General features: G+C 64.3%; 14 protein-coding genes. 9 read left to right on the top strand and 5 right to left on the bottom strand.

From position 1 onward, the window contains the following. Positions 1-99: 99 nt before the first annotated feature. Positions 100-759 carry an RNA pyrophosphohydrolase gene (locus BLU17_RS25545; protein WP_092003155.1) on the bottom strand — a complete coding sequence of 220 codons (660 nt, stop codon included), beginning with the start codon at positions 757-759 and terminating at the stop codon, positions 100-102. A 252-nt stretch (positions 760-1011) separates the two neighbouring features. Here BLU17_RS25545 and BLU17_RS25540 point away from each other — a divergent pair, with 252 nt between their 5' ends. Together BLU17_RS25540 and BLU17_RS25535 are read left to right on the top strand one after the other, a co-directional pair. Further along, a complete protein-coding gene (locus BLU17_RS25540) occupies positions 1012-2748 on the top strand; it encodes a proline--tRNA ligase (protein ID WP_092003152.1) in 1737 nt (578 codons plus the stop codon). A gap of 66 nt (positions 2749-2814) precedes the next feature. After that, complete coding sequence (locus tag BLU17_RS25535) at positions 2815-3414, top strand: MarC family protein (protein ID WP_092003149.1); 600 nt, start codon at positions 2815-2817, stop codon at positions 3412-3414. A gap of 95 nt (positions 3415-3509) precedes the next feature. Here BLU17_RS25535 and BLU17_RS25530 read toward each other — a convergent pair whose 3' ends face one another. Both BLU17_RS25530 and ffh read right to left on the bottom strand, forming a co-directional pair. Next, positions 3510-4061 carry a hypoxanthine-guanine phosphoribosyltransferase gene (locus tag BLU17_RS25530; protein WP_092003147.1) on the bottom strand — a complete coding sequence of 184 codons (552 nt, stop codon included), beginning with the start codon at positions 4059-4061 and terminating at the stop codon, positions 3510-3512. Positions 4062-4221: 160 nt separating this feature from the next. Further along, on the bottom strand, positions 4222-5589 hold the full coding sequence (gene ffh / locus BLU17_RS25525) for a signal recognition particle protein (RefSeq protein ID WP_092003144.1): 1368 nt from the start codon (positions 5587-5589) through the stop codon (positions 4222-4224). A gap of 105 nt (positions 5590-5694) precedes the next feature. On the opposite strand from ffh, the gene BLU17_RS25520 reads away from it, so the two are divergent. The 7 genes from BLU17_RS25520 (at position 5695) to BLU17_RS25490 (ending at position 13970) form a co-directional block, all read left to right on the top strand. Further along, a complete protein-coding gene (locus BLU17_RS25520) occupies positions 5695-6624 on the top strand; it encodes a cytochrome C assembly family protein (protein WP_092003140.1) in 930 nt (309 codons plus the stop codon). Positions 6625-6637: 13 nt separating this feature from the next. After that, on the top strand, positions 6638-6928 hold the full coding sequence (locus BLU17_RS25515; protein WP_092003138.1) for a PP0621 family protein: 291 nt from the start codon (positions 6638-6640) through the stop codon (positions 6926-6928). Further along, positions 6925-7563: a 1,6-anhydro-N-acetylmuramyl-L-alanine amidase AmpD gene (ampD, locus tag BLU17_RS25510; RefSeq protein ID WP_245747013.1), complete on the top strand. Its 639-nt coding sequence runs from the start codon at positions 6925-6927 to the stop codon at positions 7561-7563. The genes BLU17_RS25515 and ampD overlap by 4 nt, the downstream gene beginning before the upstream one ends. A gap of 559 nt (positions 7564-8122) precedes the next feature. Next, a complete protein-coding gene (locus BLU17_RS25505; RefSeq protein ID WP_092003135.1) occupies positions 8123-11122 on the top strand; it encodes a ribonucleoside-diphosphate reductase subunit alpha in 3000 nt (999 codons plus the stop codon). 551 nt (positions 11123-11673) lie between these two features. Beyond that, positions 11674-12897 (top strand): ribonucleotide-diphosphate reductase subunit beta, encoded by a 1224-nt coding sequence (locus BLU17_RS25500; protein WP_092003351.1) that lies wholly within the window; start codon positions 11674-11676, stop codon positions 12895-12897. Between the two features lie 93 nt (positions 12898-12990). Continuing rightward, on the top strand, positions 12991-13317 hold the full coding sequence (locus tag BLU17_RS33965) for a hypothetical protein (RefSeq protein WP_092003132.1): 327 nt from the start codon (positions 12991-12993) through the stop codon (positions 13315-13317). 29 nt (positions 13318-13346) lie between these two features. Continuing rightward, the gene (locus BLU17_RS25490) at positions 13347-13970 is read left to right on the top strand and encodes a histone H1-like DNA-binding protein (RefSeq protein WP_092003128.1); all 624 of its coding nucleotides are present in this window, start codon (positions 13347-13349) and stop codon (positions 13968-13970) included. Positions 13971-14232: 262 nt separating this feature from the next. Here the strand turns inward: BLU17_RS25490 and BLU17_RS25485 are convergent, their stop codons facing one another. Further along, on the bottom strand, positions 14233-14709 hold the full coding sequence (locus BLU17_RS25485; RefSeq protein ID WP_092003125.1) for an outer membrane lipoprotein: 477 nt from the start codon (positions 14707-14709) through the stop codon (positions 14233-14235). 43 nt (positions 14710-14752) lie between these two features. Further along, positions 14753-15694, bottom strand: a complete 942-nt coding sequence (locus BLU17_RS25480) for a carbohydrate kinase family protein (RefSeq protein WP_092003122.1) — start codon at positions 15692-15694, stop codon at positions 14753-14755. Positions 15695-15746 lie beyond the last annotated feature (52 nt).

Raw genomic sequence — 15746 nt, 5'->3', positions numbered from 1 at the left:
ACCGGCGCTGGTCACGAACGTGCAGCGCCACGAATGCGAACCGCGAGGCCTGGCGCGCGTGGCGCCGGCCTCACCGGTTCGGGCGTTCTTTGCGTTGGCTCAAGCCCCTTGGTCCTGCTCGTCCTGCGCAGGCTCGATGATACTCTGCGGGCAAGCGCAGTCGTCGTTCGTTGCGGCCCGCCCCGGGTGAGGCTCGGCCAGCACCGCGTCGGCGTGCGCCGACGTCACGATGCGTGGATAGCGCACCTCGTGCGGCTGCACGCCAAAGCGCTCCTGGCGCGGCGTGGGCCGGCGCAGGAAGCGCGAGAGCTCGGTTAGCGCGAGTTGATAGACGTCGCGCTTGAACTCGATGACCGCTTCGAGCGGCACCCAGTATTCGTTCCAGCGCCACGCATCGAACTCGGGATGCTCTGTTGCACGCAGGCAGATATCGCAGTCGCGCCCGACCATGCGCAGCAGAAACCAGATCTGTTTCTGACCGCGATAATGGCCGCGCACTTCGCGCTTGATGAACTTGTCCGGCACCTCATAACGCAACCAGTCGCGTGTGCGACCGACGATTTTGACGTGCTCCGGATGCAGACCGGTTTCTTCGTGCAACTCCCGATACATTGCCTGCATGGGGGTCTCACCATACTTGATGCCCCCTTGCGGAAACTGCCAGGAATGTTCGCGAACCCGTTTGCCCCAAAACACCTCGTTTCGCGCGTTCAAGAGGATGATGCCGACGTTCGGGCGAAACCCCTCACGATCCAGCATACAACCACCTTCGAATCCTTTAAAATTGCTTTGATTATAAACAGATAACGGTCCTCACGCACCCGGCGGCCGGAAAGTTGAACCGAATGGCCGCGGCCGCGCAAACGGCGTTCGGGGCGCGATCGGCTTCGAATCCGGCGAACGTCATCGGCGCGGCGCACGGCGCGTTGTCATAATGGCGGGTTCGTGAACTCCTCCGTTGGTCACCTCTTCGGGCGGTCTGCACCGGGCCGCCGCTTTTGGATAATTTGAATGAAAGCCTCCCGTTTCTTTATCGGCACCCTGAAGGAAGCGCCCTCCGACGCGGAAATCGTCAGCCACAAGTTGATGGTGCGCGCGGGCATGATCCGTCGCGTCGCCGGCGGCATCTACAACTATCTGCCGATCGGCCTGCGTTCGATTCGCAAGGTCGAGCAGATCGTGCGCGAGGAGATGAACCGCGCCGGCGCCATCGAATTGCTGATGCCGGCCGTGCAGCCGGCCGAATTGTGGCAGGAATCGGGGCGCTGGGAACAATACGGGCCGGAACTGCTGCGCTTCAAGGACCGCAAGCAGAGCGACTTCGTGATGGGCCCGACGCACGAGGAAGTCGTCACCGACATCGCGCGCGGCCAGATCAAGAGCTATCGCCAGTTGCCGGTGAACTTCTATCAGGTGCAGACGAAGTTCCGCGACGAAATCCGTCCCCGTTTCGGCGTGATGCGCGGGCGCGAATTCATCATGAAGGACGCGTATTCGTTCGATAAGGACGTCGAAGGTCTCAAGGTCTCGTACCGGAAGATGTACGACGCCTACACGCGCATCTTCACGCGTCTGGGGCTCGAATTCCGCGCGGTCGCGGCCGACAACGGCTCGATCGGCGGCAGCGGGTCGCACGAATTCCACGTGATCGCGGAAACGGGCGAGGACGACATCGCCTACTGCCCGACCTCGGACTTCGCGGCCAACGTCGAAGCGGCCGACGCGCTGCCGCTCATCGCGCAGCGCGGCGCACCCACGCAGGCGCTCACGAAGACGCCCACGCCGGGCGCGGCCAAGTGCGAGGCCGTGGCGGAACTGCTCGGCATCCCGCTCGAAAGCACGATCAAGTCGATCATCCTGGCAACGGACAAGGAAGGCGCCGAGCCCACGATCTGGCTGCTCATGCTGCGCGGCGACCACGATCTGAACGAGATCAAGGTCGGCAAGCTCGAGGGCCTTGGCGGTTTCCGGTTCGCGACGGAAAGCGAAATCGTCGAATGGTTCGGCACGCCGCCGGGTTACCTCGGGCCGCTCAACACGAAGAAGCCGGTCAAGGTGATCGCCGACTCGACGGTCGCGAACATGAGCGATTTCGTGGTGGGCTCGAACGAAGTCGACTTCCACACCACGGGCGTGAACTGGGGGCGCGACCTGCCGGAACCCGTCGTCGCCGACATCCGCAACGTGAAGAAGGGCGATCCCTCGCCGGACGGCAAGGGCGTGATCGACATTTGCCGCGGCATCGAAGTCGGCCACGTGTTCCAGCTCGGCACGAAGTACTCCGACGCGATGAACGCCACGTTCCTCGCCGAGAACGGCAAGCCCGCGCCGATGCAGATGGGCTGCTACGGCATCGGCATCACGCGTATTCTCGGCGCAGCGATCGAGCAGAACTTCGACGAGAAGGGCATCATCTGGCCTGAGTCGATCGCGCCGTTCCAGGTCGTCGTGTGCCCGATGGGCATGGACCGCAGCGAGCTCGTGCGCGAGCACGCCGAGCGCGTCTACAACGAACTGCTCGAAGCGGGCGTGGACGTGATCCTCGACGACCGCGGCGAGCGCCCGGGCGTGATGTTCGCCGACTGGGAGCTGATCGGCGTGCCGCATCGTCTCGTCATTGGCGAGCGCGGCCTGAAGGACGGCAAGATCGAGTACCAGGGTCGCCGCGACACCGAAGCGACGCTGCTCGCGGCCGAAGCGGCCGCGCAGACGGTGGCGCAGAAGGTTCGCGCGGCGATCGCGGTTTGACGCGCGATTGGCCGGTCGATTTCGGTAACCTCATTCGGTAACCTCGGTTAAAGGAGCGCTGCGAGCGTGGAGTACAGCTTTCTGTCCGCTACGATCCTGCTGCTCCTCATCACCGACCCGCTCGGCAACATCCCGCTTTTCATCACCTGCCTGCGCGGCGTTGCCCAGCAGCGCCGCGCGATCGTGATCCTGCGCGAGGTCGCGATCGCCTTCGTGATCCTGCTCATCTTCATGGTCGCCGGCAACGGCTTTCTGCGCATGATGGGGCTCACCGATACGTCGCTGCGCATCGGCGGCGGCATCGTGCTGTTTCTCATCGCGCTGCGAATGATCTTTCCGCATCCGGGCGGCCCGTTCGGCGGCGCCGACAAGGGCGGCGAGCCGCTCATCGTGCCGCTCGCCATTCCTGCGCTCGCGGGGCCTTCGGCGCTCGCCACCGTCATGCTGCTCACGTCGCAGGCGCCGGGCAAACTCTATGAATGGATCGCAGCGCTTGTCGTGACGATGTTGATCTGCGCAATCGTGCTGGTGATGGCCGAACGCATCCAGCAGTGGCTGGGCGAGCGCGTGGTGACGGCCTTCGAGCGGCTGATGGGCCTCGTGCTCGTGGCGATTTCGGTGGAGATGATACTCGCGGGGATCCGTACCTTCGTGCATCACCTTTGAGGCGCGCACGGCAGGTGCGTCGATGGCAAAAAAAGCAGCCCGCGGGCTGCTTTTTTCATGATGCGTGGCCGGTCGTGGAGGAAGCGAACGAAGCTTCAGGCGCCTTCGGTCAGCGCGCGGATGGTCGGCAGATTGCGCCAGTAACCCTTCGCGTCCATGCCGCAGCCGAACACATAGCGGTCCGGCACCGAAAAGCCGCAGTAGTCGGGATGCAGCGGCTTGGCCTTCTGCAGAATTTTCTCGCACAGCACGGCCGAGAGGAAACGCTTCGCGCCCATTTCCATGATGCGGTCGCGAATCGCGGCCATGGTTTCGCCTTCGTCGAGGATGTCGTCGAGCACGAGCACGACGCGGTCCTTCACCGACTCGCGCGGCGCCACGCGCCACTGCATCTCGGCGCTGCCCTTGATGGCGTTGCGGTAGCGCGTGAGGTGGATGTAGTCGAACTCGAGCGGGAAGTCGAGATGCGGCAGCAGCATGCCGGTGAACACGGCGGCGCCGCCCATCACCGACAGCACGAGCGGGAAGTCCTCGCTGATCTCGGCGCGGATGGATTCGGCCATCCGGCCGATCGACGCATTGACGTCGCCTTCCGAAACGATTTCTTCGGAGTGGCGGAAAATGTGCAGGGCTTCTTCGCGATTCATGACTCTGGCGGGAAGGTGGCTGTAGCTATTGAAGTGTGGAAAATAACGGCGGCGCGCGCTACAGCATAAACCCGCGCATTCCAGTCCAGCTCGCGCGCCCCGTCGGTTGCGGGCCGGGCGCGCCCGATGCGACGCGCTCGCGCCCCGCAAAATCGAAAGATCAGCGCATGCCCGGCAACATGCCCTTCATGCCGCGCATCATCTTCTGCAGGTTGCCACCCTTCAGTTTCTTCATCATGGTGCGCATCTGGTCGTACTGGTTGAGCATGCGATTCACTTCCTGAACCTGCACGCCCGCGCCAGCCGCAATGCGGCGCTTGCGCGTGGCCTTGATGAGATCGGGCTTGGCGCGCTCTTCGGGCGTCATCGAGTTGATGATGCCTTCCATGCGGCGCATCTGCTTCTCGGCCTGGCTCATGTCGGCGCCCGCCGCGGCCTGCTGGAACTGCGCAGGCAGCTTGTCCATGAGCGTGGAAAGGCCGCCCATCTTCTTCATCTGCGAGAGCTGCGCGCGGAAGTCGTTGAGGTCGAAGTCGCCGCCTTTCTTGACCTTGTCGGCGAGCTTTTGCGCGGCCTGGACGTCCACGCCGCGCTGCGCTTCCTCGACGAGCGCGAGTATGTCGCCCATGCCGAGGATCCGGTTCGCCATGCGGTCCGGGTGAAAGACTTCGAGGCCGTCGAGCTTTTCCGCGACGCCGACGAACTTGATCGGCTTGCCCGTGATGTGGCGCACGGAAAGCGCCGCGCCGCCGCGCGAGTCGCCGTCGAGCTTGGTGAGCACGACGCCGGTGAGCGGCAGGGCGTCGTTGAACGCCTTGGCGGTGTTGACCGCGTCCTGGCCGAGCATCGCGTCGACCACGAACAGCGTTTCCGCCGGCTTGAGCGCCGCGTGGAGCGCGGCGATCTCGTTCATCATCGCCTCGTCGATGCCGAGGCGGCCGGCCGTGTCGACGATCAGCACGTCGTGGTAGTGGCGCTTGGCCCAGTCCACCGCCGCGTTGGCGATGTCGACGGGCTTCTGGTCCGGCTGCGAGGGGAAGAAGTCGGCGCCGACCTGCTCCGTCACCGTCTTGAGCTGCGCGATGGCGGCAGGGCGGTAGACGTCGCAGGAAACGGTGAGGACCTTCTTCTTGTACTTCTCGCGCAGGAGCTTGGCGAGCTTGCCGACCGTGGTGGTCTTGCCGGCGCCCTGCAGGCCCGCCATCAGGATGACCGCGGGCGGCGTGACGGCGAGATCGAGTTCGGCGGCCTTGCCTTCGTAGTCGCCGCCGATCACGGCGGTCAGCTCGCGCTGCACCACGCCGACGAGCGCCTGGCCAGGCGAAAGACTGCCGATCACCTCCTCGCCGAGCGCTTTTTCCTTCACCTTGGCGATGAATTCGCGCACGACGGGCAGCGCCACGTCCGCTTCGAGCAGCGCGAGACGCACCTCGCGCAGCATTTCCTGCGTATTGGCTTCGGTCAGCCGGGCTTCGCCGCGCAGCGTCTTGACGACGCGCGCCATCCGTTGAGTGAGATTGTCGAGCATGGGGAGGCGGTGAGCAGTGCGGCCCGGCCCGCGCGCGCGAAACGGGAAAGCGCCGCGTTTCGTCGCGATCCCGCGCGGCCAGGGGGCCTATAGTAAACTTCGAACATGGATATTGTACTGTATGCCCTCACCGCGCTCCTGTACGGCGGTCTGTGCGCCGCCGACTGGCGCGCGCTGCGTCGCGCGGGCACCGAGCCGCTGCTCGGCAGCGTGCCGCCCGTTCCGGTGACGGTCGGCGCGGGCGGCGATGCCCTGCGCACGCGGACGTTCGGCCCGCTTTCCCGGGCGCTGCTCTTCGTCGCGCTCGCGGCGCACGGCGTGCTGCTGCACATGACGATCTTCCCCGCCAGCGAAATGGTGTTCGGCTTCGCGTTTGCGTTGTCGGCCATGTTCTGGCTCGGCGCAGGCATCTACTGGATCGAAAGCTTTTTTTTCGCGCTCGACGGCCTGCGTCTTTTGCTGCTGCCGCTGGCCACGGTCGCGTCGATCCTGCCGCTCGTGTTCGGCGGCGTGCGCGTGCTGCCTTATGCGGCCGCGCCGATGTTCAAGCTGCACTTCGTCATCGCGAACATCGCCTACGGGCTTTTCGCGATCGCCGCGTTGCATGCGGTGCTGATGCTCGCCGTCGAGCGGCGTCTGCACGCGCTGAAGGGCGCCGGCTTCCAGCGCAACGCGAACCATCGTGGCGGCGGCTGGCTCTCGAACTGGATCGAAACGCTGCCGCCGCTGCTCACGATGGAAAAGCTGCTGTTCCGTCTCATCGGCGCGGGTTTCGTGCTGCTCACCGCCACGCTCGCCTCGGGCATCGTGTTCAGCGAGCAACTGATCGACCGGCCGCTCTCGCTCGATCACAAGACAGTCTTCGCGCTCCTGTCGTGGCTGATGTTCGGCGCCCTGCTCACCGCGCGCAAGATTTCGGGCTGGCGCGGGCGCGCCGCGCTGCGCTGGGTGATCGCGTCGTTCGTCGCGCTGTTGTTCGCTTATGTGGGCAGCCGTTTCGTCTTCGAGGTGTTGCTGCACCGCCCTGTGGTTTGAGAAACGTATTCCGATGAGACAGATTCTTCTCCTCGTCCTGCTGTTCGTGGTCGGGCAGTGGTTCGTCAAGGCGCTGCGCCGGGCGCAGCCGCAGTCGCGTCCCGGCGTCCAGCCGGGGCAGGGCGCCGCGCGCGCGAACGCGAACAAGGGCGCGTTGCCCGAGCCCATGGTCCGCTGCGCGGAGTGCGGCGTGCATGCGCCGCGCAGCGAGTCGGTGACCGTGGGCGCGCGCTCGTTCTGCAGCGCCGAGCACGCGCGCGCCTACGACGCGCGCACGACAACCCAGGATCGTCCCGCACGATGAGCATCGCTGCATCGCCGCCACTGCCGCGCATGCCTGCATACGAGGTCGATGCGCAGGGCTGGGTGCCCGGCGCGCGCCGCCTGCCGTCGCCGAACTTCGAGGCACGCCCGCAAGGCGCCGTGCCGACGCTGATCGTCATCCACAACATCAGCCTGCCGCCCAATGTGTTCGGCGGCCCGGAGATCGCCGATCTCTTCCTCAACCGCCTCGACTGCGACGCGCATCCGTATTTCGATGCGCATCTGCGTGGCGTGCGCGTTTCGGCGCACTTCGTCATCCATCGCGATGGCGCGCTAGAGCAGTTCGTCTCGTGCGACGAGCGCGCCTGGCACGCGGGCGCGTCGAGTTTCTTCGGGCGCGAGCGCTGCAATGATTTCGCGGTCGGCATCGAGCTCGAAGGCAGCGACACGACGGCCTTCGAGGCGGCGCAGTACGCCACGCTCGCGGCGCTCGTGAAGGCGCTCGTCGCGCGTTATCCGATCGAGGCGCTGGCGGGCCACTCGGACATCGCGCCGGGGCGCAAGACCGATCCCGGTCCGCATTTCGACTGGGCGCGCTTGCAACGCGATACCCGGCTTGGCGCGGCCAGCTTCCCCTATATCCAGGGATGCGACGCGCAGGGCGCGACTTCATGAAGCGCTCGAACTGAAGCTGGCGCCTCGCAATCTGCACAAGAAATAAGCATGCCGCGCATGCGAACGCGGCGCGTTACCGCTCTCCTCGCAGACCATTCGAAGATGCATCCGGCGGCAACGCCCGCGCGGCTTGGCTTGTGGTCTTGTCAAGATGGGACCAGTGAAAAAAGCCATTGGATCGCCTCATATCTTCCACTATACTTTGTACCCGAAACAAGGCTTCACACCATATGTTGTGTTGTACTGCGGCGCCCCGCTCCACGAGCATGGCGCCGCGCGCGTTAGCGGCATAGGAAAAAGAAACTTTTGTACGGTGGCGTCGGCCGAGAGAACCGGCGCACCGGCTGTAATCGAGAGAGAAGGTACAGCCAATGATCGCGACATCCACGATGAAGACCGCAGCAGTTCGTGACTCATCTGCCTTGTCGCATCCGGCAGCCTCGCCAGGCTGGTCTTTTTTCTCCGCCCGATCGAGTGTGCACACGGGGGCACGCCGTCGGCGTCCGTCTTAATCCGCGAACTCTCTTCGCACCTTTCCAGGACCACAGGAGCTTTGCACATGCAAACGACCGATAACGTCTCGACCCGGTATGAAGGCGCGCCCGCCGCGCACACGCTGGGCGGCCAGCCGCAGGACGGCCAGTCGAGCGCGCAGCAGTTCGCCGACCACAAGGTGATTCGCCGCAACGGTAGCGTGGTGTCGTTCGAGCCTTCGAAGATCGCGATCGCGATGACGAAGGCCTTCCTCGCCGTGAACGGCGGCCAGGGCGCGGCTTCGGCGCGTGTGCGCGAGCTCGTCGAACAGCTCACGCAGAACGTCGTGCGCGCGCTCGTGCGCAGCCGTCCGACCGGCGGCACGTTCCATATCGAAGACATCCAGGATCAGGTCGAGCTCGCGCTCATGCGCGGCGGCGAGCACAACGTCGCGCGCGCCTACGTGCTGTATCGCGAGAAGCGCAACCAGGAGCGCGCGCACGCGCCGGAAACGGCGGCGTCCGCGGCGCCCGGCATCAACGTCACGGACAACGGCGTGACGCGCCCGCTCGACATGCACGCGCTGCGCGCGCTGATCGTCTCGTCGTGCGAGGGTCTCGGCGACGCGGTCAACGCCGACCCGATCGTCGCGGAAACGGTGAAGAATCTCTACGACGGCGTGCCGATGTCGCAGGTCTACGACTCGGCCATCCTCGCTGCGCGCACGATGATCGAAAAGGACCCGGCGTACAGCCAGGTCACGGCTCGCATCCTGCTGCACACGATCCGTCGCGAAATTCTCGAAGAGGAAGTCACGCAAGCCGACATGGCCGTGCGCTACGCCGATTACTTCCCGCAGTTCGTCAAGCGTGGCGTCGAAGCGGGCCTGCTCGACGACAAGCTCCAGCAGTTCGACCTGAAGCGTCTTGGCAACGCGCTCGACGCGAGCCGCGACCTGCAGTTCGGCTACCTTGGTCTGCAAACGCTTTACGACCGCTACTTCCTGCACGTGCACGGCACGCGCATCGAAATGCCGCAGGCATTCTTCATGCGCGTCGCGATGGGCCTCTCGCTCAACGAGATCGACCGCGAAGCGCGCGCGATCGAGTTCTACAACGTGCTCTCGTCGTTCGACTTCATGTCGTCGACGCCCACGCTGTTTAATTCGGGCACGCACCGCTCGCAGCTCTCGTCGTGCTATCTGACGACGGTCGCCGACGACCTCGACGGCATTTACGAGGCGCTCAAGGACAACGCGCTGCTCTCGAAGTTTGCCGGCGGCCTCGGCAACGACTGGACGCGCGTGCGCGCGCTCGGCTCGCACATCAAGGGCACCAACGGCAAGTCGCAGGGCGTCGTGCCGTTCCTGAAGGTCGTGAACGACACGGCCGTGGCCGTGAACCAGGGCGGCAAGCGCAAGGGCGCGGTGTGCGCGTACCTGGAGTCGTGGCACCTCGACATCGAAGAATTCCTCGAGCTGCGCAAGAACACCGGCGACGACCGCCGCCGCACCCACGACATGAACACGGCGAACTGGATTCCCGACCTGTTCATGAAGCGCGTGATGGAAGGCGGCGACTGGACGCTGTTCTCGCCCTCGACCTGCCCGGACCTGCACGACAAGTTCGGCGCCGACTTCGAGCAGGCTTACACGGCTTACGAAGAGAAGGTCGCGCGCGGCGAGATCAAGCTCTTCAAGAAGATTCCGGCGGCGCAACTGTGGCGCAAGATGCTCGGCATGCTGTTCGAAACTGGCCATCCGTGGATCACGTTCAAGGATCCCTGCAACATCCGCTCGCCGCAGCAGCACGTGGGCGTCGTCCACTCGTCGAACCTGTGCACGGAAATCACGCTGAACACCAGCGACAGCGAAATCGCCGTGTGCAACCTGGGTTCGGTGAACCTCGTCGCGCACATGGTCGAGCAGGCCGACGGTACGTTCGCGCTCGATCATGACAAGCTCAAGCGCACCATCAGCGTGGCCATGCGCATGCTCGACAACGTCATCGACATCAACTACTACGCGGTATCGAAGGCGCGCAACTCGAACCTGAAGCACCGTCCGGTGGGCATGGGCATCATGGGCTTCCAGGACTGCCTGCACGTGCTGCGCACGCCGTTTGCTTCGCAGGAAGCCGTGGAATTCGCCGACCGCTCGATGGAAGCCGTCTGCTACTACGCCTACTGGGCCTCGACGGAACTGGCTGCGGAGCGCGGCCGCTACTCGACCTACCGCGGCTCGCTGTGGGATCGCGGCATCCTCCCGCAGGACACGCTCAAGCTGCTCGCCGAGCAGCGCGGCGGCTACGTGGAAGTGGACACGAGCGAGTCGATGGACTGGGCCTCGCTGCGCGAGCGCATCGCGACGCACGGCATGCGCAACTCGAACTGCATCGCGATCGCGCCGACCGCGACGATCTCGAACATCATCGGCGTGTCGCCTTGCATCGAGCCGACGTTCCAGAACCTCTACGTGAAGTCGAACCTCTCGGGCGAATTCACGGTGGTGAACGACTACCTGGTGCGCGACCTGAAGGCGCGCGGCCTGTGGGACGAAGTCATGGTCGCCGACCTGAAGTACTTCGACGGCATGCTCTCGCGCATCGACCGCGTGCCGGCCGATCTACGCGCTGTGTACGCCACGGCGTTCGAAGTCGATCCGACGTGGCTCGTCGAAGCGGCTTCGCGTCGCCAGAAGTGGATCGACCAGGCGCAGTCGCTGAACATCTTCATGGCGGGCGCATCGGGCAAGAAGCTCGACGAAATCTACAAGCTCGCCTGGGTGCGCGGCCTCAAGACCACGTACTACCTGCGCACGATGGCGGCCACGCACGTCGAGAAGTCGACGGTCGCGCACGGCGCGCTCAACGCGGTGCCCACGGGCGGTGAGGGAGGCGGCAACGCCGGGGGCGCATTTGGCGGCGCATCGGGCGGTGCCTTCGGCGCAGCGGCTGGCGGCGCGGGTTCGACCACCCTGCAGTCGGCGCCGGCAGCAGCAGTCGAAGCCGCGCCGGAAGCGGAGGGTCCGGTCTGCATGATGCGTCCGGGCGACCCCGGCTTCGAAGAGTGCGAGGCTTGCCAGTAACTGCGAGGAAAGCTCGCAGTGCACGATGCGCGCGGTGCAACGCCGCATGCGTCGTGCGACGACTGAAGCATCAGTAGTAAACAGTAGCCAAGAGATGCAACGATGAAGCGCGGCGTGCGCAATGCACGCCGCCTCGCTCCCGGCGACGTGCGACGCGCACGCCTCGACTCGCAAGCGAGTCGGTTCGCGAAGGCTCAGGAATCCCTGGCGTCTCGCGCAACGTGCTCGGGACACGCTGCAAATACGCAGCGATGCGCAGACGAAGAGGAGCACGCGAGAGCAGCATGACGCCAGCGACAGCCGCTTTCGCAGGAGTGAAAGAGCACTGCGGAGACAACGCTTTCGCAGACGCTCGCGATAGCGCGAAGACCTTCGATCGCATCGCACGCACGACGCTCGCGCAGCACATGCATGAATCGATCGACGCATAGCGATGACAAAGTGTTGTATCGAGGTCTCAACGCGAATCGAAAACAGGATTTTTCGTGTGCGAGCCCTTTTATCGCTCACGAAAAGATGGTACAAACCGATCTAAATTGATGGTGACATTTATGCTCAACTGGGATGACGAGATCACGGCCGTAACTCCGTCGAGCGGTGCGCAGCAAAACGCAATGCGCAACCCCGCGGGTCAGGCTGTCCAGGCTGCCGAGGTGCAGTTCGGTCTGCGTTCCGCTCCTCAGGCTTCAACAGCGACCAACATCTTCGCCAGCGACTTCGCCGTCGCACCGCCGCCGCAAGCGCCGGTCTCGACCGAAGCGCGCGTGAATGTCGCCGACAAGCGCATCATCAACGGCCAGACCGACGTGAACCAGTTGGTCCCGTTCAAGTACAAGTGGGCCTGGGAGAAATACCTGTCGGGTTGCGCGAACCACTGGATGCCGCAGGAAATCAACATGTCCCGCGACATCGCCCTGTGGAAGGATCCGAACGGCCTGACCGAGGACGAGCGCCGCGTCGTCAAGCGCAACCTCGGCTTCTTCGTGACCGCTGATTCCCTCGCCGCCAACAACATCGTGCTCGGCACCTACCGGCACATCACGGCGCCCGAATGCCGCCAGTTCCTGCTGCGCCAGGCGTTCGAAGAGGCGATCCACACGCACGCCTATCAGTACATCGTCGAGTCGCTGGGTCTGGACGAAGGCGAGATCTTCAACGCGTACCACGAGGTCAAGTCGATCCGCGACAAGGACGAGTTCCTGATCCCGTTCATCCATACGCTGACCGATCCGTCGTTCAAGACCGGCACGCTCGAAGCCGACCAGAAGCTGCTCAAGTCGCTGATCGTGTTCGCCTGCATCATGGAAGGCCTGTTCTTCTATGTGGGCTTCACGCAAATTCTGGCGCTCGGCCGCCAGAACAAGATGACCGGCGCCGCCGAGCAGTACCAGTACATCCTGCGCGACGAGTCGATGCACTGCAATTTCGGCATCGACCTCATCAACCAGATCAAGCTTGAAAACCCGCACCTGTGGACTCCGGCGTTCCGTGCGGAGATCACCGAGCTGTTCAGGCATGCGGTCGACCTCGAGTACCGCTACGCGGAAGACACCATGCCGCGCGGCGTGCTGGGTCTGAACGCATCGATGTTCAAGAGCTATCTGCGCTTCATCTGCAACCGCCGTTGCCAGCAGATCGGTCTCGATCAGCTGTTCCCGAACGAAGAGAACCCGTTCCCGTGGATGAGCGAAATGATCGACTTGAAGAAGGAACGCAACTTCTTCGAGACGCGCGTAATCGAATATCAGACGGGCGGTGCGCTGTCCTGGGAATAACCCGGGCGCACTGCGGTGCAAGTCTTTTGGGGTTGCCGGAGGCGACGCGCGTGTCGCCTCGATCGGCATGATGATTAGGAGCAGGAACGCCTGATGCAAAGCGTGCCCGGAGCCCGGTTGGCTCACCGACATGACAGGCACTTTGCGAACCCTTCAGAGGGATGGGCAAACTTCCCCCCGGAAAAAGGCGTGGGCCACGCGCGTTGTGTGGCCGGCGTCTTCAACGAACGTTGCCCGGTGTCGGTAGCCGACGCCGGAATGACTCGGCGCGCTGTGCCTCGTGGCACGGCGCGCCTTACCGCATTCATTAGCGTAAGCGCGCGGGATCAGCGTACGCCGATGAATAGCCCGCTTCGCAGTGTGCGCCGTGAGAAGCGCTCGCGGGAAGCGGGTTTTGACGAAGGGTGTGGTTTGAACTGACTCTCATCTGAAACCTGAAGGAGAAAAAAATGGCTACTGCCAAGAAAAAACCCGCGGTGAAGAAGGCCGCAGTGAAGAAGGTTGCAGCGAAGAAGGCGGCTCCGGCGAAGAAGGCCGCAGCGAAGAAGGTTGCGGTCAAGAAGGTTGCAGCCAAGAAAGTCGCCGTGAAGAAGGTTGCCGCGAAGAAGGCAGCACCGGCGAAGAAGGCTGCGGCGAAGAAGGTAGCTGCGAAGAAGGTTGCAGCCAAGAAAGTCGCCGTGAAGAAGGTTGCAGCGAAGAAGGCAGCACCGGCGAAGAAGGCTGCGGCGAAGAAGGTTGCAGCCAAGAAAGTCGCCGTGAAGAAGGTTGCAGCGAAGAAGGCGGCTCCGGCGAAGAAGGCTGCGGCGAAGAAGGTAGCTGCGAAGAAGGTTGCAGCCAAGAAGGTTGCAGCCAAGAAGGCGCCCGCGAAGAAGGCCGCTGCCAAGAAGGCCGCGCCTGCCAAGAAGGCTGCCGCGAAGAAGGCCGCCAAGAAGGCGCCTGCCAAGAAGGCTGCCCCTGCTGTGCCTGCTGTGCCTGCTGCCCCTGCTGCGCAACCGTCCGCGCCCGCAGGTACGGTCAAGACTGCCCTGAACCCGGCCGCAGCATGGCCGTTCCCGACCGGCAGCCGTCCGTAAGCAGTACGACGCGAAGCGCGCAGGCTATGGCATTCGCGCGCTTCGTCTGGTCGAGCCGGGCGGCATGGTGCGCAAGGTTCGATCACGATCCCGTCGCCGGGTTGCCCGCGGCGGGATTTTTTTGTCTGGACTTCGTAAGAACGGAATTCTTGCGTCGCCGATGCCGCGCTCGGACGTGAAAAAAGGCGCATGCACAGGGGAGCACATGCGCCTGAGGTTCCGCATCCGGCGCGAGGCGCCGCCGCGGTACAGGGGAAAGCTTTTAGTGCGTGACGCGCGTCACGCCGCCGCTCGAAAGCAGCCGCACGCGGTCGCCGGCGTTGAAGACTTCGCCGGTCGCGGTTTGCGTGATAGCGCGGTAGTCGCCATTGTCGAGGCGCACGGTGATCTCGAGGCCGTCGCGCATGGCCACGCCGTTCTCGACTGCGTTGCCGGCCACGGCGCCCGCAATGCCGCCGATGATGCCGGTGACGATCGAGCCCTTGCCGCCGCCGATCGAACTGCCGGCCACGGCGCCGAGCGCACCGCCGCCGATCGCGCCAAGGCCGCTAGGCTGGCCGTTGTTCGAGCTGATCTTCACCGCGCGCACGCTTTCGACCGTGCCCATGCGGACCGTTTGCTCGCGCTGTGCCTGCGAGGCCGTGTATACGTCGGCAGAACTGCTGTTATAGGCGCAGCCTGACATCGCGAGCGAACCCGCGATCACGGCTGCGACGATCAAACGACTTGTTATTTTCATTCCCGTAGCTCCAATGGGCGCTGCCCGTGCGTTGCGCCCGCGTTCAGTTCGGCAGTTCGTAGCCGAAAGCCTCCTTGAATCGTTCGTTGATCTGTGCCCGCGTGGGTGCATAGTTTTGCGGACCGAGGTGTTCGATCTTGAGCGCGCCCATCAGGCTGGCGAGACGCCCTGTGGTCGCCCAGTCGAGGTTATTCTCGATGCCGTAGAGCAGGCCGCCGCGGAACGCGTCGCCGCACCCGGTGGGGTCGAGCACCTGGGCGGCCTTGACGGGCGGAATCTCCTCGATCTTGCCGGCGTGGTAGATCTGCGAGCCGTGCTCGCCGCGCGTGACGATCAGCGCGTCGACATGGCTGGCGATCTCGTCGAACGACCAGCCCGTACGATGACTGACAAGGTTGGCTTCGTAGTCGTTGACCGCCACATACGTTGCAAGTTCAATGGCACGTCGCAAAGACGCTCCGTCGAAAAGCGGCAGGCCTTGGCCCGGATCAAAGATAAATGGGATGCCCGCCTTCGCGAATTGCTCGACGTGCTGAACCATGCCGTCAAAGCCGTCCGGCGCGACGATGCCGAGCTTCACGCCGGGCGCTTCGTCGGCGCGGTTCAGATGCGATTGCATCATCGCGCCGGGGTGGAACGCGGTGATCTGGTTGTTCTCGAGGTCGGTCGTGATCATCGCCTGTGCGGACCACGTGTCGGGCAGCACGCGCACGTGCGCCTTGGAGAGACCGAGCGTGTCGAGGCGGTCGATGTAGGGTTGCGCGTCGGCGCCGCCGAGCGTCGCCATGATGCGCGCGTCGCCGCCGAGCAGGTGCAGTGCGTGCGCGATGTTGCCGGCACAGCCGCCGAACTCGCGGCGCATCGTCGGCACGAGAAAGCTCACGTTCAGGATGTGCACCTGCTCGGGCAGGATGTGCTCCCGAAAGCGACCTTCGAAGGTCATGATGTTGTCGTAGGCGAGCGAGCCGCAAATCAGCGTAGCCAAGGCGGGAATTCCTGTAGGGCGAGGTAGGGGAAAGGGCGGCGCGTCGGCCCGG

This window comes from Paraburkholderia lycopersici (genome assembly GCF_900096975.1).
Taxonomy (GTDB): Bacteria; Pseudomonadota; Gammaproteobacteria; order Burkholderiales; family Burkholderiaceae; genus Paraburkholderia; species Paraburkholderia lycopersici.
This window is presented reverse-complemented; position numbering and strand designations above follow the sequence as displayed.

Bases quoted from the DNA above. Each gene is read 5' to 3' on its own strand.
- BLU17_RS25545 (WP_092003155.1), bottom strand. From the start codon at position 759: ATGCTGGATCGTGAGGGGTTTCGCCCGAACGTCGGCATCATCCTCTTG.
- BLU17_RS25540 (WP_092003152.1), top strand. From the start codon at position 1,012: ATGAAAGCCTCCCGTTTCTTTATCGGCACCCTGAAGGAAGCGCCCTCC.
- BLU17_RS25530 (WP_092003147.1), bottom strand. From the start codon at position 4,061: ATGAATCGCGAAGAAGCCCTGCACATTTTCCGCCACTCCGAAGAAATC.
- ffh (WP_092003144.1), bottom strand. From the start codon at position 5,589: ATGCTCGACAATCTCACTCAACGGATGGCGCGCGTCGTCAAGACGCTG.
- BLU17_RS25520 (WP_092003140.1), top strand. From the start codon at position 5,695: ATGGATATTGTACTGTATGCCCTCACCGCGCTCCTGTACGGCGGTCTG.
- BLU17_RS25515 (WP_092003138.1), top strand. From the start codon at position 6,638: ATGAGACAGATTCTTCTCCTCGTCCTGCTGTTCGTGGTCGGGCAGTGG.
- ampD (WP_245747013.1), top strand. From the start codon at position 6,925: ATGAGCATCGCTGCATCGCCGCCACTGCCGCGCATGCCTGCATACGAG.
- BLU17_RS25505 (WP_092003135.1), top strand. From the start codon at position 8,123: ATGCAAACGACCGATAACGTCTCGACCCGGTATGAAGGCGCGCCCGCC.
- BLU17_RS25500 (WP_092003351.1), top strand. From the start codon at position 11,674: ATGCTCAACTGGGATGACGAGATCACGGCCGTAACTCCGTCGAGCGGT.
- BLU17_RS33965 (WP_092003132.1), top strand. From the start codon at position 12,991: ATGCAAAGCGTGCCCGGAGCCCGGTTGGCTCACCGACATGACAGGCAC.
- BLU17_RS25490 (WP_092003128.1), top strand. From the start codon at position 13,347: ATGGCTACTGCCAAGAAAAAACCCGCGGTGAAGAAGGCCGCAGTGAAG.
- BLU17_RS25485 (WP_092003125.1), bottom strand. From the start codon at position 14,709: ATGAAAATAACAAGTCGTTTGATCGTCGCAGCCGTGATCGCGGGTTCG.